This window comes from Streptomyces sp. NPDC002536 (assembly GCF_053594995.1).
Genome location: NZ_JBSFWU010000074.1, coordinates 17,794 through 40,212 on the forward strand (window position 1 = coordinate 17,794; position 22,419 = coordinate 40,212).

The window sequence follows — 22,419 nt, forward strand, 5'->3', positions numbered from 1 at the left end:
GACCGGATTCCGGTCAGGTGTGGGTACGGAGCAGCGTGCGCATCGTCCGCATGGCGACCGACAGATTCGCCAGGTCGAACGCGTCCGAGCTGCGGATCTCGTCCAGCGTCGTCCGCGCGCGGTTGAGGATGGCCGCGTTCTTCTCCTCCCACGCACCGAAGCGCTGCTCCGGCGTCGAGGTGCCGTTGCCCACGGACAGGACGTCGGAGGTGAGCGCCGCATGGGCCGCGTAGAGGTCCTCACGGATGGAGGCGCGGGCCATGGACTGCCAGCGGTCGGACCGCGGCAGATCGATGATCTTGTCCATCAGCTGGCTGATGTGCAGGCGGTCGCCCAGGTCGTAGTAGACCTCGGCCACGTCCAGCGGAGCCTTGCCGATGCGCTCGGCGATGGCGACGACGTCCAGCGCCGGGAAGGCGGACGAGAAGCCCGCGACCCGCATCGCCAGCTCGCCCGGCACACCGGCCTCCACCAGCTCGTCGTTGATCGACTGCCACCAGGTGATGTCGGCGCCGCGCAGCAGCTTGGGCAGCTCGGCCCAGACCGTGTCCACGCCGTCGCGGAAGAACTCGATCGTCTCCGTGAGCTGCAGCGGCTGCGGCCGGTTGTTGAGCAGCCAGCGCGTGCCGCGCTCGACCAGGCGGCGGGAGTGCAGCCGGATCCGGGTCTGCACGTCGGCGGCGACGATGTTGTCGAGCGACTCGACGGCGTCCCACACGGCGTTCAGGCCGAAGATCTCCCGGGCCGCGGTCTGCGCCCGGACGATCTCCTCGATCGAGGCGCCGGTCTCCTCGCGCAGTCGGTGCAGGAAGGTCGAACCACCGGAGTTGACCGTGTCGTTGACCAGGACGGTCGTCACGATCTCGCGGCGCAGCGGGTGGGTGTCGATCTGCTCGCCGAACGACTGGCGCAGCGCCTGCGGGAAGTAGGCGTACAGCAGCCGCTCGAGGTACGGGTCGTCGGGCAGCTCGGTGCCGAGCAGCTCCTCCGCCGTGGTGATCTTGATGTAGGCGAGCAGGACGGCCAGTTCGGGCTGGGTCAGCCCACGGCCGCCGGAGAGCCGCTCGCGGATCTGCCGGTCGGTGGGCAGGAACTCCAGGGCGCGGTCGAGGTGTCCGTCGCGGCCGAGGCGGCGCATGATCCGCTGGTGCGCGTGGAGCAGGCTGGGGGCCTGGTCCACGGCGTTGGCCAGCGCCACGTTCTGCGCGTAGTTGTTGCGCAGGACGAGCTCGCCGACCTCGTCGGTCATCTCGGCGAGCAGCTTGTTGCGCTGCTTGACGGTCATGTCGCCGTCGGTCACCAGGGCGTTGAGCAGGATCTTGATGTTCACCTCGTGGTCGGAGGTGTCCACGCCGGCGCTGTTGTCGATCGCGTCGGTGTTGACCCGCCCGCCCGTGGAGTCCGGGCCGCCCGCCATGGTGAACTCGATCCGGCCGAGCTGGGTCAGGCCCAGGTTGCCGCCCTCGCCGACCACCTTGACGCGCAGGTCCCGGCCGTCGACGCGGATCGCGTCGTTCGCCTTGTCGCCCACGTCCGCGTTCGACTCGGCGGAGGACTTGACGTAGGTGCCGATGCCGCCGTTCCACAGCAGGTCGACCGGCGAGCTGAGGATGGCCTTCATCAGCTCGGCGGGGGTCATCTTGGTGACGCCCGGCTCGATGCCGAGGGCCTCGCGCACATGTGCGTTCAGCGGGATCGACTTGGCCGTGCGCGGGTGGATGCCGCCGCCCGGGGACAGCAGCTTGGTGTTGTAGTCGGCCCAGGAGGAGCGGGGCAGCTCGAACAGCCGGCGGCGCTCGGCGTACGAGACGGCCGCGTCCGGCGTCGGGTCGAGGAAGATGTGGCGGTGGTCGAAGGCGGCCACCAGGCGGATGTGCTCGGAGAGCAGCATGCCGTTGCCGAACACGTCACCGGACATGTCGCCCACGCCGACGACCGTGAAGTCCTGGGTCTGGGTGTTGTGGCCGAGCTCGCGGAAGTGCCGCTTGACGGACTCCCAGGCGCCGCGGGCCGTGATGCCCATGCCCTTGTGGTCGTAGCCGGCCGAACCGCCGGAGGCGAACGCGTCGCCCAGCCAGAAGCCGTAGGACTCGGCGACCTCGTTGGCGATGTCCGAGAAGGTCGCGGTGCCCTTGTCGGCGGCGACGACGAGGTAGGTGTCGTCCTCGTCGTGGCGCACGACGTCCTTGGGCGGGACGACCTCGCCGCCGACCATGTTGTCGGTGATGTCGAGCAGACCCGAGATGAAGGTCTTGTACGAGGCGATGCCCTCGGCCAGCCACGCGTCACGGTCCACCGACGGGTCCGGCAGCTGCTTGCCGACGAAGCCGCCCTTGGCGCCGACCGGCACGATGACGGTGTTCTTCACCATCTGCGCCTTGACCAGGCCGAGGATCTCGGTACGGAAGTCCTCACGCCGGTCGGACCAGCGCAGACCACCGCGCGCGACCTTGCCGAAGCGCAGGTGCACGCCCTCGACGCGCGGGGAGTAGACCCAGATCTCGAACGCCGGACGCGGCGCCGGCAGGTCGGGAATGGCCTGCGGGTCGAGCTTGAGGGACAGGTACGGGTGCGGCCGACCGTCCGTCTTCTGGAAGTGGTTGGTGCGCAGCGTGGCCTTGATGACCGTCAGGAAGGCCCGCAGGATGCGGTCCTCGTCCAGGCTGGCGACCTGGTCCAGGGCGCCGTCCAGCTCTTCCAGCATGCCGTCGGTCAGCTCCGTGCCGGCGCGCTGCAGCGACGGCGACATCCGGGCCTCGAAGAGGTTGACCAGCAGGCGGGTGGTGTGGACGTTGTTGCTGAGGGTGTCCTCCATGTACGCCTGGCTGAACGGCGAACCGGCCTGCCGCAAGTACTTGGCGTAGGCCCGCAGGACCATCGCCTGACGCCAGTCGAGACCGGCGCGCAGGACGAGGTTGTTGAAGTTGTCGTTCTCCGCGTCACCGGCCCACACGGCGGCGAAGGCGGCCTGGAAGCGGTGACGGGCGTCGTCGCCCTCGACCCGCTCGGGCATCCGCAGACCGAAGTCGTAGATCCACGCGGTCGTCCGGTCCGAGCAGCGCAGCTCGTACGGGCGCTCGTCGACGACCTCGACGCCCAGGCGCTGGAGCACCGGCAGCACGGCGGACAGGGAGACCGGCTCGCCCGTGCGGTAGATCTTGAAACGACGCTCGCCGGGGGCCGCGCCGACCGGCTCGTAGAGGCTGAGCTCGAAGTTGCGGTCGCCGCCGGCCGTGGTCAGCTTCTCCAGGTGACCGAGGTCGGAGACGGCGCCGCGCGGGCTGTGGTCGGCCTTGTAGCCCTCGGGGAAGGCCTGGCCGTAGCGGCGCAGCAGCTCGGCGGCGCGCTCCTCGCCGACCTCGGCGGTCAGCGTCTCGGCGAAGCCGTCGGCCCAGGAGCGGGCGGCCTCCACCAGGCGGGCCTCGATGCGCTCGGCATCGGCGTCGGTGAGGTCCGGCAGGGTCGAGCCGGGCTCGACGCGGACGACGAAGTGCAGCCGGGAGAGGACGGACTCGGTGTTCCAGGCCGTGAAGTCGACGCTGGTGCCGTTGAGTTCTTCCTTGAGGATGTCGATCAGCCGCAGCCGGACGGCCGTGGTGTAGCGGTCGCGCGGCAGGTAGACGAGGGCGGAGAAGTAGCGCCCGTACTCGTCGCGGCGCAGGAACAGCCGCAGCCGGCGGCGCTCCTGCAGGTAGAGCACGCTGGTGGCGATGGAGCGCAGTTGGTCGGGCGGGGTCTGGAAGAGCTCGTCGCGCGGGTAGGTCTCCAGGATCTGGAGCAGGTCGCGCCCGTCGTGGCTGTCGGCGGAGAAGCCCGCGTCGGCCAGCACCTTGGCGACCTTGCGGCGGATGACCGGGACGCGGCGGACGGACTCGGTGTACGCGGCCGAGGAGAACAGGCCCAGGAAGCGGCGCTCGCCGATGACGTTGCCGTCGGCGTCGAACTTCTTCACGCCGACGTAGTCGAGGTAGGAGGGGCGGTGCACGGTGGCACGGCTGTTGGCCTTGGTCAGGACGAGCATCTTGTGCTCGCGGGCCTTGGCGCGGGCGTCCGCCGGGAGCCGGCTGAAGGACGGCGAGGTCGGCCGGGAGAGCGGGGCGTGGTGGCCGTCGTGGTGCCCGTCCGGGGTGTGGGCGGGGTCGGAGCGCAGGATGCCCAGACCGGTGCCCGGAACGGCGGTGAGGGTGTCCTCCGCGGCGTCCTCCGCACCGACCTTCGTCAGCTCGTACTCGCGGTACCCCAGGAAGGTGAAGTGGTCGGCGGCCAGCCAGCGCAGCAGCTCGCGGGCCTCGCTGACCTCGGTCTTGGGGACGTCGGAGGCGACGGGCTCGGAGGGCAGGCCGTCGGCGATGCGCAGCGCGGCGTCGCGCATCTTCTCCCAGTCCTCGACGGCCTCGCGGACGTCGGAGAGCACACGCGCCAGGTCGGCGGCGATCTGCTTGAGGTCGTCGCGGTCGGTCTCGCGGTCGGTCTCGACGTGGATCCAGGACTCGACAAGCGCGTCGTGCGGCAGCTCGGCGCCCTTGCCGGTGCCGTGGGCGTCGCAGGAGGAGCCGAGGACCTCCAGGAGGCGGCCGGTGAGGTCACGGCGGACGACCACCTGCGGGTGGATCACCACGTGGATGCCGCGGTTCTGGCGGGAGAGCTCGTTGGTGACCGAGTCCACCAGGAAGGGCATGTCGTCGGTGACGACCTCGACCACGGAGTGGCTGGACGTCCAGCCGTTCTCCTCGACGGTCGGGGTGTGCACCCGGACGTTCGCGGTGCCCTGGGGGCGGTTCTCCGCAAGCCGGTAGTGCGAGATGGCGGCACCGTAGACGTCGACCGGGTCGCGGCTGGTGAGGTCCTCGGGCGCCGTGTGCAGGTAGTAGCGCTGGAGAAAGGCGACGAGGGCCTCCTGGCCGAGCCCGCCCTCGCCCTTCGGCCCGTTCGTCTGCGGCGCCCCGGCCGATCCGCTCTCAGCGACGCGGGCCGCCCGCTCGAGCAGTTCGGCCTTGGCTTCGTCCAGCTTGGTCTGCATGTCCTCTGGCTCCTGTCGCGCGCCGTTGCGTGACATAGGTGGTGATGGCATCACGCCACGACCCGGGGTGTCCGGTCGTCTTCGACGGTATGCCTGGATGAGGGGTGACCGGGCCGTTCCTGGCCAACTGCGTCAGTCGCGCCCGGTTCCGGGGACCAGCGCCGGCCGGGGCGCTGTGGCGCTCCGGGTGCAGGACAGGAGCGTCCACGCCCCTGACTGGATATCGCGCTGATCACCTGGTAAGGCTATCGCTCTTCCCCCGGAACACGTCACGAGGCGTTTGTGCACAAAACATGGGCCTCAACTTTGACACTCTGCACAGCGACGCGGACGTTCCTCTTCCTCTTGATCTCCGCCTGGTCTCCGCACATCCACGTATCCCAGCATCCCGCACAACCCCGGGTACGCACCCGGTGGATGGGCCGTTCAGCCGCCGCCCGGATCCGCCTGCCGCACCGTGCCCCGCAAGCGCACGTTTTCGGCCGGATCAGCCGGATGCGGCAGCCACCAGCCGCTCCGCCTCCGCGACCGCCTCCGCCAGGCTGTCCACCACCGGAGCGCCCGCCCCGACGAGGCTCGCGCGACTGTGGGAGCCGCCCGTGTAGAGCACGGCGTGGGCGCCGACGTGCCGCGCCGCGACCGCGTCGTCCGCGGCGTCGCCGATGACCACGGTGTGCTGCGCACGCACCCCGTCGAGACCGGCGAGGTGGCGGACCATGTGCTCGGCCTTGCTGCCGCCCGAGGGGCCCGTGCGCCCGTCGACCCGGACGAACCGGCGCTCGATGCCGAAACCGCGCACCAGCGGCAGCAGTTCCTCGTGCCCGTACATCGACATGATCGACTGGGTGCGGCCGGCCTCCTGCCAGTGCTCCAGCAGCGACTCCGCGCCGTCCGCGAGACCGCAGCGTATGTGCTGGTCCCGGTAGTGCCGGTGGAAGACGACGTCCATGTGGTCCCACTCGGACCGGGTGGGCAGCCGGCCCATCAGCCGCTCGTAGAACCGTGGGATCGGCACGCAGTACAGCTCGCGGTACCTGGCCGGCGTGATGGGCTCCAGGCCCACCTCGGCGAAGGCGGCGTTCGTCGCCGCGATCACCGCGTCGGTGTCGTGGAAGAGCGTGCCGTTCCAGTCCCAGACGATGTGCGCCCTGTGCTTCCCCATGCCCCCGAAGGTACCCGGCGGGTACGACAACGGGCTCAGACGAGGTTGGGGATCTCCTGGACCCCGAACCACATCAGCTCGTGGTCGTCGGCGCCGTCGACCGTGAAGCGGGCGTCGTCGTCGCCCCCGTCCGCGGCGTCCAGCGCCGCGGCCGCGGCCGCCACGTCCTCCTCGGCGTCGTCGGAGTCGACGTGCACCGCGGCCGCCTTGCGCAGCAGCACCGGCGCCGCCAGCCGCACCTCGCCGAAGCCGGCCCGGTCCGGCTCCTGGTCCACGGCGGTCACGGCGCCGTCGGCCACGTCCACCGCCACGACCACCCGGCGGCGCGGGGCGCCGGGATCGGCGGCGAGCAGCCGCAGCGAACCCTGGGCGGCGCGGCCCAGCGCGGCGTACTCCAGCTCCTCCAGGTCGTCGGAGACGTACCACTCGCGCAGGGCGGGGGTGACGGCGTAGGCGGCCAGGGGGGCCGGGCCGAGCTCGCCCGCCTTGTGCACCTCGGCGAGACCGGGGAGGGTCAGGGGGACGTAGACGCGCATGACCGCCGCTTTCCTGTTCTGCCGCTGCTTCTGCCGCTGCTGATTCTCACGATCGATTCTCACGATTGTGCAGCCAATATACGGGCGGGAGTCCCCCTTCGAAGTGCGGGTGGCCCCTGGGACGGGTGTGCCGCGCCCCGGACCGCCATGCGTCCGACCTGCGACGGAGCGGAGCCCGTCGCCCGGATAGGTGAAGAACGCGGCACCGCCGGGGCCCCGCGGGCGTCCTTGCCGCTCCCGGAAAAGCGCCGGTAAAAGATCACCCACGCGGCTACCGCCCGGTACTCACCGGGCCCGGCACCCCGGGGGGACGACCATGCACCTGCACAGGACCAAGAGCATCACGGGCACCAGGAGCACCACCGCCAGGACGGCACCGCCACGGCGCACCGACCCGCGCCGCCCCGTCGCGGACGCCGCGGCCCGGCGCCGCGAGCGCGAGAAGCTCCCGCACTACTGGTTCGCCGAGCGGCTGCTGCTGACCCTCAGCGGTCAGCGGCCGGTGCACTCGATGCTCGGCCACACCCTCGGCGAGGCCTACGAGCAGCTGACCGCGCTGGCGCCCCGGACGCCCCTGCGGCCCGCCCCGCCGGGCGGCCGCACCCCCGTCGTACGCCACTGCGGGCAGTTCCGCCCCCGGCCCGGGGTGATCGAGGCCTTCGCCCGGATCGCCTCCGGCGACCGTCTCCAGGCCCTGGCCTTCCGCCTGGAGAAGTGCCCGGACCTGCGCTGGCGCTGCTCGGCGGTGGAACTGGGCGGGGCCCGTGCCTGACACGGCGAGGGGCGGGCCCACCCGGGAACACCCCGGGCGGCCCGCCCCTCGCGGTCACGCTGCTACCGGCACACGGCCGGCACGGTCACTTCTTGCGTCGACGGCCGCCGACACCGTTCTTCTGGGCCTTGCGGCGCTCGGCGCGGGTCATGCCGTCCGCCGCGGAGCGGAACTCGCCCGTGTCGTCGCTGGCGAAGTCGCCCTCGACCACGCCGCCTTCGCCGTCCACGGTCGGAGCGGAGAAGTGCAGCTGCGCCGGGCGCTGCGGGGCCGAGAGGCCCTTGGCGCGGATCTCCGGACGGGCGGCCGGCACGCCGTCCTGGACCGCCTCCGCCGGGGCCGGGCGCTCGGCGCCCTCCTCGACCGGGACCTCCTCGAGCTGCTGGTCGACCTGGACCTCCAGGTTGAACAGGTAGCCGACGGACTCCTCCTTGATGCCCTCCATCATCGCGGTGAACATGTCGAAGCCCTCGCGCTGGTACTCGACGAGCGGGTCCTTCTGGGCCATCGCGCGCAGGCCGATGCCCTCCTGGAGGTAGTCCATCTCGTAGAGGTGCTCACGCCACTTGCGGTCCAGGACGGACAGCACCACGCGGCGCTCCAGCTCGCGCATGATCTCGGAGCCCAGCTCCTCCTCACGGGCGGCGTACTGCTCGTGGATGTCGTCCTTGACGGACTCGCCGATGAACTCGGAGGTGATGCCCGCCCGGTCGCCGGCCGCGTCCTCCAGCTCGTCGATGGTGACCTTCACCGGGTAGAGCTGCTTGAAGGCGCCCCACAGGCGCTCCAGGTCCCACTCCTCGGCGAAGCCCTCGACCGTCTCGGCCTGGATGTAGGCGTCGATGGTGTCGTCCATGAAGTGCTGGACGTGCTCGTGCAGGTCCTCGCCCTCCAGGACGCGGCGGCGCTCGCCGTAGATGACCTCGCGCTGGCGGTTGAGGACCTCGTCGTACTTCAGGACGTTCTTACGGGTCTCGAAGTTCTGCTGCTCGACCTGGGACTGGGCGGAGGCGATGGCACGGGTGACCATCTTGTTCTCGATCGGCACGTCGTCCGGGACGTTGGCCATGGCCATCACGCGCTCGACCATCTGGGCCTTGAACAGACGCATCAGGTCGTCGCCGAGCGACAGGTAGAAGCGGGACTCGCCCGGGTCGCCCTGACGGCCGGAGCGACCGCGCAGCTGGTTGTCGATGCGGCGCGACTCGTGCCGCTCGGTGCCCAGCACGTAGAGCCCGCCGAGCTCCTCGACCTCGTCCTTCTCCGCCTTGACCGCGTGCTCGGCCTTCTCCAGGGCGGCGGGCAGGGCCGCGGCCCACTCCTCGATGTGCTCCTCGGGGTCGAGGCCGCGCTGGCGCAGCTCGGCCTCGGCGAGGTCCTCGGGGTTGCCGCCGAGCTTGATGTCCGTACCACGGCCGGCCATGTTGGTGGCGACGGTGACGGCGCCCTTGCGGCCGGCCTGGGCGACGATCGAGGCCTCGCGCTCGTGGTGCTTGGCGTTGAGCACCTCGTGCGGGATGCCGCGCTTGGCGAGCTGCTGCGAGAGGTACTCGGACTTCTCGACCGAGGTGGTGCCGACGAGGATCGGCTGGCCCTTCTCGTGCTTCTCCGCGATGTCCTCGACGACGGCGGCGAACTTGGCGACCTCGGTGCGGTAGATGAGGTCGGACTGGTCCTTGCGGACCATGGGCTTGTTCGTCGGGATCGGGACGACGCCGAGCTTGTAGATCTGGTGGAACTCGGCGGCCTCGGTCATCGCCGTACCGGTCATGCCGGAGAGCTTGTCGTAGAGGCGGAAGAAGTTCTGCAGGGTGATCGTGGCGAGCGTCTGGTTCTCGTCCTTGATGTCCACCCCTTCCTTCGCCTCGATCGCCTGGTGCATGCCCTCGTTGTAGCGGCGGCCGGCGAGGATACGGCCGGTGTGCTCGTCGACGATCATGACTTCGCCGTCCATGACGACGTAGTCCTTGTCCTTCTTGAAGAGTTCCTTCGCCTTGATGGCGTTGTTGAGGTAGCCGACGAGCGGGGTGTTGACCGACTCGTAGAGGTTGTCGATGCCCAGCCAGTCCTCGACCTTGGCGACGCCGGCCTCGTGGATGGCGACCGTGCGCTTCTTCTCGTCGACCTCGTAGTCGCCGGTCTCGTCGACGCCCTTCTGCGGGTTGGCGGGCTCGCCCTTGGCGAGCCGGGTGACGAGCTTGGCGAAGTCGCCGTACCACTTGGTGGCCTGGTCGGCCGGGCCGGAGATGATCAGCGGCGTACGGGCCTCGTCGACGAGGATCGAGTCGACCTCGTCGACCACGGCGAAGTTGTGGCCGCGCTGCACCAGTTCGTCCTGCGACCACGCCATGTTGTCGCGCAGGTAGTCGAAGCCGAACTCGTTGTTCGTGCCGTAGGTGATGTCGCAGCCGTACTGCTCGCGGCGCTGCGCCGGCGTCATGTTGGCGAGGATGCAGCCGACCGTCAGACCGAGGAACCGGTGCACGCGGCCCATCATCTCGGAGTCGCGCTCGGCCAGGTAGTCGTTGACCGTGATCAGGTGGACGCCCTTGCCCGACAGGGCGTTCAGGTACGTGGGCAGCGTGCCGACCAGGGTCTTGCCCTCACCGGTCTTCATCTCCGCGACGTAGCCCAGGTGCAGCGCGGCGCCGCCCATGAGCTGCACGTCGTAGTGCCGCTGGCCGAGGACGCGCTTGGCGGCCTCACGGACGGTGGCGAACGCCTCGGGGAGCAGGTCGTCCAGGCTCTCGCCGTCGGCGTAGCGCTGCTTGTACTCGTCGGTCAGGGCGCGCAGCTCGGCGTCGGAGAGGTTGACGAAGTCCTCTTCGATGGAATTGACCTGGTCCGCGATGCGGTGCAGCTTGCGCAGGATCTTGCCTTCTCCTGCACGCATGATCTTGCCGAAGACGGACACGTAGGCTGGCTCCTTGCCGGTCGGGCCTGGGCACGGCGGGGTGCGCGGGCACGACGGGACAGTCCCCGCCGCAACGGCCATCGTAAGCGAGGACCCCGCCGCGCCGGGAGGTCCGTCATCACCGAGGCCGAGTGTCACCCGCACATCCAACGAACGGATATTCCCGGGAGTGCCCGGCACCGGGTCCCTACACTCCGTTCATGGAGCCGATAACCCTCACCACGGAACGCCTGGTCCTGCGCCCCTTCTCACCCTCCGACGTGCCCGATGTGCACGCGGCCTGCCAGGACCCGGACATCCCGCGCTACACCAACGTGCCCGACCCCTACCGGATCGAGGACGCCCGGCTCTTCGTCGAGGAGACCTGTCCCGACGGCTGGCGGAACGACACGATGTACACGTTCGGTGTCTTTTACGGCGAAACCGGGCAATTGGTGGGGGCCATGTGCCTCGTACGGCTCGCGCAGCTGCGCACGGCGGAGCGCCAGGCCGAGCTGGGGTACTGGACGGCCAAGGAGCACCGCGGCCGCGGCTGCACCGTGGAGGCGGCGCGCGAGACGATCCGCTGGGCCTTCGAGGACCTGGGCGTCGAGCGGCTGGAGTGGTACGCGGAAGCGGGCAACGAGGGCTCCCGCGCCGTGGCCCTGAAGGCCGGCTTCCGGATGGAGGGCACCATGCGCGCGAAGATCATCCACCAGGGCACCCGGCGCGACGCCTGGATCGGCTCGCTGCTCCCCTCGGACCTCGACCGGCCCGCGGAGACGCCGTACCTCCCCTGGCCCGAGCGCGGCTGAGGGCCGGGAACGGGGCGTTGTCAGTGGCCGGCCCTAGGGTGCCGTCATGACAACTTCCGCTGCCGCACGGGGCCGTAGGGCCGAGACCGGGTTGTCCGCCGGCGAGGCCCGACGCCTCGCCCTGCACGCCCAAGGCCTGCTCGGCACCCCGGACCGCCGGGCGGGCGCGCGGGGAGTGCTGCGCCGGCTGGGCGCGGTCCAGCTGGACACGATCTCGGTGCTGGCCCGCTCGCACGAGCTGGTGCCGTACGCCCGGCTGGGCGCGATCGGCCGCGATGCCGTCGAGCAGGCGTACTGGGCACCGCAGGCGGCGGGAGCGGCCCCGCACGGCTTCGAGTACTGGTCGCACGCGGCCTGCGTCCTGCCCGTCGAGGAGTGGCCGCTCTTCGCCTTCCGCCGCCGGGCGTTCGTCGCCCGCGGCCACCGCTGGCACGTCCTGGAGGACGCCGAGCGCTCCTGCGCGGCGGTCCGTGACCGCCTCAAGGCCGACGGCCCGCTGACGGCAAGCGAGTTGGGCGGCGCGAAGAACGGGGGAGAGTGGTACGACTGGTCCGAGACGAAGATCGCGGTGGAGTGGCTGCTCGACACGGGCGAGGTGGTCTGCACCGAGCGGCGCGGCTGGAAGCGGGTCTACGAGCTGGCGGAGCGCGCCATTCCGGACGCCCTCTTCCACGACGACCTCGACGACGCCGCGTGCATACGGCAGTTGGTCGCCCAGGCGGGCGCCGCCATGGGCGTGGCCACGCGTGCGGACCTCGCGGACTACCACCGTCTCAAGGGCGAGCAGGTGGACGCGGTCATCGAGGACACGGGCCTGGTGCCGGTGGAAGTGGCGGGCTGGAGCAAGCCTGCGTGGGCCGACCCGCAGGCGCTGGCGGGCCTCTCCGCACTGAAGGGCAGGCGCCACCGGACCACGCTGCTCTCCCCGTTCGACTCCCTGATCTGGGACCGGCCGCGCACGGAGCGGATGTTCGGCTTCACCCACCGCCTGGAGGCGTATGTGCCCCGGCAGAAGCGGGTCCACGGCTACTTCGCCATGCCACTGCTGACCGGCGGCCGTCTGGCGGGCCGGGTGGACCCGGCCCGCGAGGGCAGGACCCTGGTGGCCCGGCAGGTCTCGCTGGACGGCCCGGCCGCGGTCGCCCCGATGGCGCGGGCGCTGCGCGAGGCCGCGGAGTGGGTCGGCTGCGACGCGGTGCGCATCGAACGCTGCGACGATCGGGACATCGCCAAGGCGCTGACCCGCGCCGTGGACTGAGATCCTTACCGGATCTCCCTACCGGATCTCCAGGATCTTCTCCCGCATCGCGTAGACCACGGCCTCCATCCTGGAGTGCAGCTGCAGCTTCTCCAGGATGTTCCGCACGTGGTTCTTGACCGTGTTCTCGCTGATGAACAACTCCTTGGCGATGTCACGGTTGTTCATCCCCGTCGCCACCAGCTTCAGCACCTCGAGCTCGCGGTCCGTGAGCCGCGGCGCCGGCACCAGCCGGCGCTCGTCGGTGCGCTGGATCATCGACTTGAACTCGGTCAGCAGTTTGGACGCCATCGACGGGCTGATCTGCGACTGCCCGTCCGCGACGGCCCGGATCGCGGTGGCCACCTCGTCCGTGGAGATCTCCTTGAGGAGGTAGCCCGTCGCCCCGGCCTTGATCGCGTCGTAGAGGTCCGCCTCCTCGTCGCTGATCGTCAGCATGATGATCTTCGCGCTGGGGGCCACCTCCTTGATGGAGGTACAGGCCTCGATGCCGCCCCGCTTGGGCATCCGCACGTCCATCAGCACGATGTCCGGCAGCAGGTCCGCCGCCTTGTCCACCGCCTCCGCGCCGTCCCCGGCCTCCCCCACGACCAGGATGTCCTCCTCCTGGGCCAGGACGATCTCCAGCCCCCGGCGGAAGAGCGCGTGGTCGTCCACGACCAGTACCCGGATCGGCTCCTCGCACCTGGCGCCCCGGCCCACGCGGGCGCCCTCCTCGTCCTCGCCGGGCACGAGTACGGGCCCGAACCTGTCCGCCATCGTTCCTCCCCCTGAAGGCCATGGCCCCTCGCGGTCGCACGCTGCTGCCGCCCGTCCCAACCGGTTCCGGCGCACCGGCGGTTGGCCCAGCCATGATTTCATGCCGGAGGGCCCGGGCGGTGCTTCCCGGCCGTACGACCACACGGGGGTGCCCCGGGAGCGCGAACGCTCCAAGGGCACCGTCACGGTTGGGTGGGCTCACTCCGGGCGAGGCCCTGGGCCTGCCGGGTCAGCCGCCGAGCGCTCCGCCCGCACCGCCGGGCTCCGCCTCGAAGAGGGGATCGGCGTTCAGGTGGATGACGCCGTAGTCGTACGCGTGCCGCCGGTAGACGACACTGGGCATCTTGGTCTCGGAGTCGACGAACAGATAGAAGTCGTGGCCGACCAACTCCATTTCATAGAGCGCCTGGTCGAGCGTCATGGGTGCTGCGGTATGGGTCTTCTCCCGGACCACCAGCGGGCCCTCGCCCTGGATCTCCAGCGACCCCATACGGGTGACCGGAACGCCGTTCGCCTCCTGGATCGCGGCGAGTTGACCGCTGTCGTTGAGCTCCGCAGCGCCGATGACGGCCGCCGACACCTCGCTGGCCGGAATGCGGCCGTTGCCGCGACGCGTGAAACGCTTGTCGTGCTGCTTGCGCAGCCGCGCCTCGAGCTTGGCCGTGGCCAGGTCCAGCGCGGCATAGGGATCGGTCGCCGCCGCCTCGGCCCGGATCACCGGGCCCCGCCCGCGAACGGTGATCTCCACGCGGTCGGAGCGGTCTGCCTGTCGCGGGTTGGGCTCCTTGGACACCTCCACGTCGAGGCTGATCACCTTGCTGTCGAGCTTCTGGACCTTGTCCAGCTTCAGCTTCTCGGCCACGTGCTTGCGAAACCGCTCGGGCACCTCTGTCTTGCGGCCCTTGACGACGATGTCCACGCAGAACTCCGTTCCCGGATCGCTCCGCCGAAGGTTGCGGAGCGCATCCCTCTTGCATCAGGCCCCGGGGCCGGCCCGGAGCCACCGACTAGGCGGTTTTCACCTCCTCCTCCCCCACCGGGAAGATCGACACCCCACCGGACCGAAGCTTCTTTCCAGCTTCGACCACGGCGCAGGAAGTGCGCCATTCGGAGATATGAGGCATAGCTCCTGCCATTCCTCACAACCGAACATATCTCGCTCGGAAGCCTGTCGGTACCCCCTACCGCGACGTACCTCCGTTCAGGTGTTTTCCTGCCGTTTCCCTCAGGAACGCCGTTCGTTCCGCATCAGTTCCGGTTGTTTTCGAAAGCGCGTGGTGCCGCAGCGACCACCGCGGCGGCCGCGGCCCGCCCGCCCGAGACGCCGACGGCACGGGCCGCCTCGGCCAGCGAGGCCCCGGTCGTCATCAGGTCGTCCACCAGCACCACCGGGCCACCGTCGCGCCACACGCGCCCCGCCTCTCGCACGGCCCCCATCGCCCCCGCCACGTTCGCCCACCGCTCATGCGCGTCCAGCTCCGCCTGGTCGGCCACCGCCCGGCGCAACCGCAGCACGGCGGCCGTCCGGGCCGGGACGCCCGCACCCCGCAGAGCCCGCGCCGCGGCCAGCGCGACGCGCCTGCACGCATCGTGCCCGCGCCCCGCCACCGCCCGCCGCGCCGAAGGCACCGGCACGAGCAGCAACGGGCCTCTCCCGGCCCATCCGTCCCATCCCCCTCCAGGTGTACCGGCTGCCTGCACCGCGCCCGCCAGCGCGGCGCCCAGCGGCTCCGCCAGCCCCAGCGCACCCCGCTCCTTGTGCGCGAGCAGCACGGAACGCACCCCGGCCGCGTACGGCGCCGCCGCGAACACCGGCGGCAACCCGGGCGGCACCGGGTCAGGCCGCACCTGCCGGGGCCGCCGCCCGCACAACCGCGCCCGGCACTCCTCGCACAGCACGGACCGGCCGAGACCGCACCCCGTACACGGAGACGGCAGCACCAGCCCCGCGATCTCCTGCCACCACCCCCGCACGGCACCACTGTCCCGCCGCGGAGTGCCGGCCGCCACCCCTGTGGAAAACTCCGGGCATATGCCCGGCTACCCCGGGTAGACCGGCGCCGTCCCCTCCTTGGCCACCAGTTTCCAGTTCGCGTCCGGCAGCAGCCGGACGATGCCGCCGTCGCCCTCGGCGACCAGCGCCTGGGACTTGCCCGTGCTCTCGGGGGCCGCAATGGCGCGCACGCCGGTGATCCCCGGCAGGGCCGCGGTGTTCGACAGCGAACCGTCGGTCTCGATGTACTGCAGCTGCTGCAGGCCGCCCTGCTCGCTCCCGGCGACCAGCAGCCTGCTGGCACCGGCCCAGGAGACGGCGTCGACGTTCTCCAGCCGCGGCGCCACGGAACGCAGCTCCTGCACCGACAGCACCGGCTTCCCGGTGCTCGTCCTGCGCTCGACCCGGCCGAGCTTCAGGGACGTACGGTCGCCCTTCGTCACCAGCAGAGCGATGCGCACCCCGTCGGCCGCGACCCGCAGCCCGGTGATCCGCCCGCCGTCCAGCGCGGGCACCTGGACCTCCTCCGGCGTGCCCGTACCGCCCGGCAGCCGCAGCAGCCGCGGATGTTCCTGGTCCTGGTCGGCGACCCACAGATCACCCAGCCCGTCCCAGCTGGGCGCCGTCAGGCCCGCCTTCGGGCCGCTCCCGCGGGCGGTCACCCGGGCCTCGCCCAGGGGGACGCCGGACTGCAGCGCGGCGACGTACAGCATCTGCCCGTTCGCGGAGACGCCCGCGGCCCGGCGCTCGGACCGGTCGACGGCCACCGAGCGCAGCGGCACGGCACCGTCCGCACCGAACGGCCCCGGCACCCGGCGCGGCTCCTCGTCGCCGTCGGCCAGGCCCACCAGGCGGTGCTGGGCGTCGACGAAGAACTGCCGGTCGGCCTGCCCGGCCGTCTGGTCCGGCGCATACCACTTGGCCTGGTCGCGCCCGAGCACGCACAGCCGCGACCCGTCCTTGCGCTCCAGCGTCACATCGGTGACCTTGGCCGACTCCTGCACGGTGTAGAGCACCTGGGCGGCCATCCGCAGGCACTGGTCCTGGCCGGCGCCCGCCGCCTGGTCGCTCAGCCGGACCTTCAGCGCATTGGAGTCGTCCAGCGAGAGCCGGTCGTCCAGCAGGCGCGTACCGGTCGGAAAGGCCGTCCCCGCCACCGGGTCCAGCCAGGTCGTCGGACCGTCCAGCAGAGCCTTCACCGAAGACGTCACCGGGTCTATCCGCTTGCGCAGATACACCGGGTCGGCGACGAGCACGTCCCGGCCGCGGCCCGGGCTGCTGCCGCCCGGACCCGTCTCGGCGAAGTAGTACTTGTTGGCAGAGCGGTAGATGCGCTGGAAGTCGGAGATCCCGAGCACCAGCCCGTCCGGCGGAGCGTCGATGCGCCACTCGCCGTCCTCCCGCGTCATGTGCATCTGCGCCTGGTAGTCGCCCTCGTCCGGCTTGTAGGCGTGCCGGGCGTCCACCTTCGCGACCTGCTTGCCGGTCAGCGTGATGGTGACCGTCTGCTCACGGTCGCCCCCGCTGTGCTCCACCCGCACCTGGGGCACCGACGACAGCACGGTGATCGAGGTCGACGGGTCCCACTGACGCTTCACACTCTTCGCCAGGTACATGCGCGCCGTCGCATAGTCCGCTTCGTCGCTCGTGGTGGCCTCCAGGAAGCCCGCCACAAGCTCCTGCGGCTGCTCGTTCTTGCGCGGCGGGACACCATAGACGCGCACCTGCGAATCGGCATCCGCACGCTGCGAGGCGTCGACCGACATCACGTCCCCGCCGTCCGGCATCGACGCACAGCCCGCCAGCAGCACCCCGCTGACGGCCACGCCGCACACACCCACCAGTGAGCGCGCACCCCGACGCGTGCGCCCTCTGCGGAGACGGCCGTCAACGCCCTCAGTCCTGAGCGTCATGGTCGCCTCCACTGCCGATGCTGCTGTCGTTCCCATCGACCACCGGCCGTCCGGTCCTGCCCTCCGGTGCACCGCCCTGGCGCGCGACCACTCGCGCGCCGTTTCCCGGCAGCGCCGTCGGGTCGGCGGACGGCCGGACGTTCCTCGTCTGTGCCGGCACGGACGCCGGCAGCGGGGGCGCGCCCCGGCCCACGGCCGCCATCGGCACCCCGGCCTCGTTCAGCCCGCGGTTGCGCCGCGAGTCCTCCGGCTCCAGCGGAATCGGCGAACCGCGCAGCGTGTCACCGGCCGTCCGCGGCAGCGTCAGCCGGAACTGCGAACCGCCGCCCGGCTCGCCCCACGCCTGCAGCCAGCCGCCGTGCAGCCGCGCGTCCTCCACCGCGATCGACAGCCCCAGGCCCGTACCGCCGGTCGTCCGCGCCCGGGCCGGATCGGCCCGCCAGAAACGGTTGAACACCCGTGTCGCCTCACCGGGCTTGAGGCCCACGCCGTAGTCGCGCACCGCGACCGCGACCGCACCGCCGGCCACCGCCAGCCGGACGACCACGTCCCGGCCATCGCCGTGCTCCACGGCGTTGACCACCAGGTTCCGCAGCACCCGCTCCACGCGCCGGGCGTCCGCCTCGGCGATGACCGGCTGCTCCGCACCGCGCACGACGATCCGGCTGCCCTTGCGGTCCGCCAGCGGCAGCGCACCCTCCACCACACGGCCGACCACATCGCGCAGGTCAATCGGCTCGGCCTCCAGGGCCGCGGCCCCCGCGTCGAACCGGCTGATCTCCAGCAGGTCGGCCAGCAGCGACTCGAACCGGTCCAGCTGCCCGAACAGCAGCTCGGCCGAACGCGCGGTCACCGGGTCGAAGTCCTCGCGCGCCTCGTGGATGACGTCCGCCGCCATCCGCACGGTCGTCAGCGGCGTCCGCAGCTCGTGCGACACGTCCGAGACGAACCGCCGCTGCATCCGCGACAGCTCCTCCAACTGCTGGATCTTGACCTGCAGGTTCTGTGCCATCTTGTTGAAGGCTTCACCCAGACGAGCGATGTCGTCCTCGCCGGTGACCTTCATCCGCTCATGCAGCACACCGGCTGCGAGCCGCTCCGAGATCCCGGCGGCCATCCGCACCGGCGTCACGATCTGCCGCACGACCAGCCAGGCGATGGCCCCCAGCAGCACGACGACGAACACCCCGGCCGTCGCCAGCGTCGTCTTCACCAGCGTCAGCGACTTCTCCTCCTGAGTGAACGGGAAGAGGTAGTACAGCTGGTAGGCCTTGCCGTTGATGTCGTACATCCGCTTGCCGACCACCAGCGCCGGCTGCCCCTCGTCCGAGGCACTGCGCTTGATCGACCCGGGCTTCTCGAACGTGCCCGTCTTGGTGTCCAGCTGCCTGCGCAGGTCGACGGGCACACTGTGCTCGGGATCGATGTCCCCCGAGGCCCGCGGCCCGCGCCCGATGAACGAGCCCGTGGCCATCGCATCGCTGTCGCCCGCACTGAGCGCCACGACGTAGTAGACGCCCTGCCCGCCGCTGGCGAGCTGCTGCACCAGCTGCGTCAGCCACGCACCCGGATCCGGGGTCCCCCGGCCGCCGGACTGCTGTCCGCCGTCCTGGCTGCGGCCGTCGGCCACCGCCCCGGCAGCATCCTGCGCCGCCTTGAAACCGCCCGCGGCCTGGCTCTGCGAGGCATGCCGCTTGGCGTCCAGCAGACCGTTGCGCACCTGACCGATGACGACCACACCGAGCAGCAGCACCACACCGAGCGACATCAGCAGCGTGGTGGCGACCACCCGCAGCTGGATGTTGCGCCGCCACAGCCGCATCGCCGGCAGCAGCGGACGCCGCACCCAGCGCACGTACAGCCGCAGCACGGGATGCACCGACCCCGCCGCGGCACCGTCGGGCAGCATCTGCCCGGCACGCCACAGGCGGCGGAGAAGAGATATGCCGCCCGTCGAACCGACGGGCCGCCCCACGCCCCGCTCCGGGGCGGCACCGTTTCCCGTCATGCTCAGCTCGGCCCGGCCTTGTAGCCCACGCCGCGCACGGTCACCACGATCTCGGGGCGCTCGGGGTCACGCTCGACCTTGGAGCGCAGCCGCTGCACATGCACGTTGACCAGTCGCGTGTCCGCCGCGTGCCGATAACCCCACACCTGCTCCAGCAGCACCTCACGGGTGAACACCTGCCAGGGCTTGCGGGCCAGGGCGACCAGCAGGTCGAACTCCAGCGGCGTCAGCGCGATGGACTGGCCGTCGCGCTTGACCGAGTGCCCGGCGACGTCGATGACCAGATCGCCGATCGTCAGCTGCTCCGGCGCCGGCTCCTCCGACCTGCGCAGCCGCGCCCGGATCCGGGCCACCAGCTCCTTGGGCTTGAACGGCTTGACGATGTAGTCGTCGGCGCCGGACTCCAGCCCGACCACCACGTCGACCGTGTCGCTCTTCGCGGTGAGCATCACGATCGGCACTCCGGACTCGGCCCGGATCAGCCTGCACACCTCAATGCCGTCCCGGCCGGGCAGCATGAGATCGAGCAATACAAGATCCGGTTTGGCCTCGCGAAATGCAGCAAGTGCCTTGTCACCGTCGGCAACAAACGACGGCTCGAAACCCTCGCCACGCAGAACGATTCCGAGCATCTCGGCCAGTGCGGTGTCGTCGTCGACGACAAGGACGCGTCCCTTCATATCGACATCATCCCATTACCCGATCGTGACCTGGCACACAGCTCCGCCAGACCGGCCTCCGTCACGGGCGAAACAACCCCGTTTTCCGTGATAATCGCGGTCACCAACTCGGGCGGTGTGATATCGAACGCAGGGTTGTAGGCCTGCGTTCCCAGGGGCGCCACCGGCACCCCCGACCCCGCCTCCGCGCCCGCCCCGGGAACCGACGGCGCTGCCAGCTCCGTCACCTCGTGCCCCGGCCGCTGCTCCACCTCGATGGCCGCGCCCTCGGCCGTCCCGAGGTCCACCGTGGTGGTCGGTGCCACGACCACGAACGGCACGTGGTGATAGCGGGCCAGCACCGCCAGCGGATAGCTCCCCACCTTGTTGGCCACCGACCCGTCCGCGGCTATCCGGTCGGCGCCGACCAGGACCGCGTCCACCTCCCCCGCCGCGAACAGCGACCCCGCGGCGTTGTCCGTCAGCAGCGTGTACGCCATGCCGGCCCGTGCGGCCTCGTACGCGGTCAGCCGCGCGCCCTGCAGCAACGGCCGCGTTTCGTCCACCCACAGCCGCCGCAGCTCACCCGCGCGGTGCGCCGCACCGGCCACCGCCAGCGCCGTCCCCTCACCGCCCGAGACCAGAGCACCCGTATTGCAGTGCGTCAGGATCCGGTAGCCGCCGCCCGGCAGCAGCTCCTCCAGCAACGCCAGACCGTGCGCCGCCATACGGGCACTCGCCTCGGCGTCCTCACGGTGCAGCGCCCGCGCCTCCGCGAGGGCGGCCGCAGCAGCCCCTGCGGCATCGGCGCCGCCCCGCAGCGCACTGCGGTGAGCCGCCAGGGCACGCCGCACCCCGTACCCCAGATTCACCGCCGTGGGGCGGGCGTGCGCGAGCATCTGGGCGGACTCCTCCACATCGAAGCCGCGCACCGCCGCCAGAGCCAGGCCGTACGCCCCCGCCATCCCCAGCAGGGGCGCCCCGCGCACGGCGAGCGCATGTATGGCCTCCACCAGCGCGGGAACGTCCGTGCAGACCAGCTCCACCTCCTCGGCCGGCAGTCTCCGCTGGTCCAGCAGTACGACCACCGGGCCCTCGGGCCGCTCCTCCCAACGCAGTGCAGGTACGAGGTCCGAGACGCCGGGAGACCCGGGACCGCCCGGAACAGCAGAAGCCGCGGATGCCGCGTACTGATCAGCCATTCGTCCAGTCTGCCCCGCACACACCAACTATTGAAGGTCTCCCTGCGTCTCTCCCCCTTACGAGCCCGGTCATGCGCTTCGAGCGCCGTGACACGATGGCTGACCGGGCAATGGCCCGTACCTGCGGCCGTACCCGGCAACCGGTACGGGCAGTGAAAAGGAGCAACAGACGATGAACAACTCTCCGCCGGGCGGTCCCCAGGGATGGGGAGGCCAGCAGGGCTGGGGCGGGAACGGCTGGGGTGGCGGCGGCTGGGCGCCCCCGGTCCCTCCGGCTCCCAAGCCGGGCGTGGTCCCGCTGCGCCCGCTCACCCTGGGCGAGCTCCTGGAGGGGGCTTTCGCCACGATGCGCAGGTACTGGCGCACCTTCGTCGGGGTCTCGCTGGCCGTGGCGGCCGGCACCCAGGTCGTGGAGACCGCGATCACCCGGCCTTGGCTCGGCAAGCTGCAGGACCTGCAGTCCCTGCGGGAGCAGGGCGAGACGGTCAGCGTCAAGGAACTGCTCAACGCCCTGGGCGGCACCTTCGGCAGCCTGGCGGTGACCGGGCTGATAGGCCTGGCCGGCTCGATCGTGGCAACGGCGATGTTCACGGCCGTGGTCAGCCGCGCGGTACTGGGCCGCCCGATGACGGCACGCGAGGCCTGGCAGGAGGCCCGGCCGAGGCTGGCCGGCATGGCCGGGCTCCTCGTTCTCGTGCCGCTCCTCATCGGCGGAGTCGTCCTGGCATGCCTGCTGCCGGGGCTGATCATCGCCGCGGCCGGCACGGAAGCGGCCGGGGTCCCGTTCATGTTTCTCGGACTCCTTGCCGGAGCGGTGCTGGCCGTCATGCTCTGGATTCGCTACAGCCTTGCGGCACCCGTGCTGATTCTGGAGAAGCAGGGCGTAATCGATTCCATCCGGCGCTCGGCGAAGCTGGTGCGGGGCTCATGGGGACGAATCTTCGGCGTGACGTTCGTGAGCAGTTTCCTGGTTTTCGTTTTCTCGTCGATGGTGCAGATTCCGGGTGGACTCATTCAAACGATCTTCACCAAGGACGCCACAAGCTGGCCGGCCGTGATCATTACCGGTATCGGTGCCATCGTCGCCTCCACGATCGCACTGCCTTTTATGGCCGCGGTGACCACGCTGCTTTATACGGATCAGCGCATCCGGCGCGAGTCCCTCGACCTCGAACTCGCCCGCGCGGCGGGTGTGGGCGGCAACGATTAGGACGTCGCCTCCGGGCCGCCCTGGAAAGGGTGGCCCGGGGCAGAGGAAGGGGAGCGATGAGGTCATAAATGCAAGAAAGCCCTGACAGGGAACCGGAGTTCCCCGTCAGGGCTTTCTGAAGAAAAGTTCGGCGGCGTCCTACTCTCCCACACGGTCCCCCATGCAGTACCATCGGCGCTGAAAGGCTTAGCTTCCGGGTTCGGAATGTAACCGGGCGTT

15 protein-coding genes and 1 rRNA gene are annotated in these 22,419 nt (G+C 70.8%); 4 read left to right on the forward strand and 12 right to left on the reverse strand.

Annotated elements, in window-relative coordinates:
• Positions 1–13 precede the first annotated feature (13 nt).
• The 3 genes from ACWD4B_RS24410 to ACWD4B_RS24420 all read right to left on the reverse strand — a co-directional run bounded on the left by ACWD4B_RS24410 (position 14) and on the right by ACWD4B_RS24420 (position 6,718).
• The gene (locus ACWD4B_RS24410) at positions 14–5,020 is read right to left on the reverse strand and encodes an NAD-glutamate dehydrogenase (protein ID WP_451422748.1); all 5,007 of its coding nucleotides are present in this window, start codon (positions 5,018–5,020) and stop codon (positions 14–16) included.
• A gap of 487 nt (positions 5,021–5,507) precedes the next feature.
• Positions 5,508–6,182 carry an HAD family hydrolase gene (locus tag ACWD4B_RS24415; protein ID WP_451422749.1) on the reverse strand — a complete coding sequence of 225 codons (675 nt, stop codon included), beginning with the start codon at positions 6,180–6,182 and terminating at the stop codon, positions 5,508–5,510.
• A 35-nt stretch (positions 6,183–6,217) separates the two neighbouring features.
• Positions 6,218–6,718 (reverse strand): DUF6912 family protein, encoded by a 501-nt coding sequence (locus tag ACWD4B_RS24420; RefSeq protein WP_451422759.1) that lies wholly within the window; start codon positions 6,716–6,718, stop codon positions 6,218–6,220.
• Between the two features lie 316 nt (positions 6,719–7,034).
• On the opposite strand from ACWD4B_RS24420, the gene ACWD4B_RS24425 reads away from it, so the two are divergent.
• Complete coding sequence (locus ACWD4B_RS24425; RefSeq protein ID WP_451422750.1) at positions 7,035–7,490, forward strand: Rv3235 family protein; 456 nt, start codon at positions 7,035–7,037, stop codon at positions 7,488–7,490.
• A gap of 85 nt (positions 7,491–7,575) precedes the next feature.
• On the opposite strand, the gene secA is transcribed toward ACWD4B_RS24425, so the two are convergent.
• Positions 7,576–10,404, reverse strand: coding sequence for a preprotein translocase subunit SecA (gene secA / locus ACWD4B_RS24430; RefSeq protein ID WP_451422751.1), 2,829 nt, complete (start codon positions 10,402–10,404; stop codon positions 7,576–7,578).
• A gap of 200 nt (positions 10,405–10,604) precedes the next feature.
• Here secA and ACWD4B_RS24435 point away from each other — a divergent pair, with 200 nt between their 5' ends.
• On the forward strand, positions 10,605–11,198 hold the full coding sequence (locus ACWD4B_RS24435) for a GNAT family N-acetyltransferase (protein WP_451422752.1): 594 nt from the start codon (positions 10,605–10,607) through the stop codon (positions 11,196–11,198).
• A gap of 46 nt (positions 11,199–11,244) precedes the next feature.
• Positions 11,245–12,456, forward strand: a complete 1,212-nt coding sequence (locus ACWD4B_RS24440) for a winged helix-turn-helix domain-containing protein (RefSeq protein ID WP_451422753.1) — start codon at positions 11,245–11,247, stop codon at positions 12,454–12,456.
• A gap of 18 nt (positions 12,457–12,474) precedes the next feature.
• Here ACWD4B_RS24440 and ACWD4B_RS24445 read toward each other — a convergent pair whose 3' ends face one another.
• The 7 genes from ACWD4B_RS24445 to mtnA all read right to left on the reverse strand — a co-directional run bounded on the left by ACWD4B_RS24445 (position 12,475) and on the right by mtnA (position 20,990).
• Positions 12,475–13,215, reverse strand: coding sequence for a response regulator transcription factor (locus ACWD4B_RS24445; RefSeq protein WP_336416541.1), 741 nt, complete (start codon positions 13,213–13,215; stop codon positions 12,475–12,477).
• Between the two features lie 229 nt (positions 13,216–13,444).
• A complete protein-coding gene (gene hpf, locus ACWD4B_RS24450; RefSeq protein WP_336416540.1) occupies positions 13,445–14,134 on the reverse strand; it encodes a ribosome hibernation-promoting factor, HPF/YfiA family in 690 nt (229 codons plus the stop codon).
• Positions 14,135–14,463: 329 nt separating this feature from the next.
• Positions 14,464–15,189, reverse strand: coding sequence for a ComF family protein (locus ACWD4B_RS24455; RefSeq protein WP_451422754.1), 726 nt, complete (start codon positions 15,187–15,189; stop codon positions 14,464–14,466).
• Between the two features lie 66 nt (positions 15,190–15,255).
• The gene (locus tag ACWD4B_RS24460) at positions 15,256–17,034 is read right to left on the reverse strand and encodes an LpqB family beta-propeller domain-containing protein (protein ID WP_451422755.1); all 1,779 of its coding nucleotides are present in this window, start codon (positions 17,032–17,034) and stop codon (positions 15,256–15,258) included.
• 70 nt (positions 17,035–17,104) lie between these two features.
• The gene (gene mtrB / locus ACWD4B_RS24465) at positions 17,105–19,129 is read right to left on the reverse strand and encodes an MtrAB system histidine kinase MtrB (RefSeq protein WP_451422756.1); all 2,025 of its coding nucleotides are present in this window, start codon (positions 19,127–19,129) and stop codon (positions 17,105–17,107) included.
• A 2-nt stretch (positions 19,130–19,131) separates the two neighbouring features.
• The gene (mtrA, locus tag ACWD4B_RS24470; RefSeq protein WP_171087043.1) at positions 19,132–19,809 is read right to left on the reverse strand and encodes a two-component system response regulator MtrA; all 678 of its coding nucleotides are present in this window, start codon (positions 19,807–19,809) and stop codon (positions 19,132–19,134) included.
• Positions 19,806–20,990, reverse strand: a complete 1,185-nt coding sequence (mtnA, locus tag ACWD4B_RS24475; RefSeq protein WP_451422757.1) for an S-methyl-5-thioribose-1-phosphate isomerase — start codon at positions 20,988–20,990, stop codon at positions 19,806–19,808. Before mtnA ends, mtrA begins: the two co-directional genes overlap by 4 nt.
• Before the next feature lie 289 nt (positions 20,991–21,279).
• Between mtnA and ACWD4B_RS24480 the strand changes: the two genes are divergently transcribed.
• Positions 21,280–22,200, forward strand: a complete 921-nt coding sequence (locus tag ACWD4B_RS24480; RefSeq protein WP_451422758.1) for a glycerophosphoryl diester phosphodiesterase membrane domain-containing protein — start codon at positions 21,280–21,282, stop codon at positions 22,198–22,200.
• A 125-nt stretch (positions 22,201–22,325) separates the two neighbouring features.
• Here the strand turns inward: ACWD4B_RS24480 and rrf are convergent.
• Positions 22,326–22,419: ribosomal RNA gene (gene rrf, locus ACWD4B_RS24485) — 5S ribosomal RNA — on the reverse strand; the annotation flags it as partial.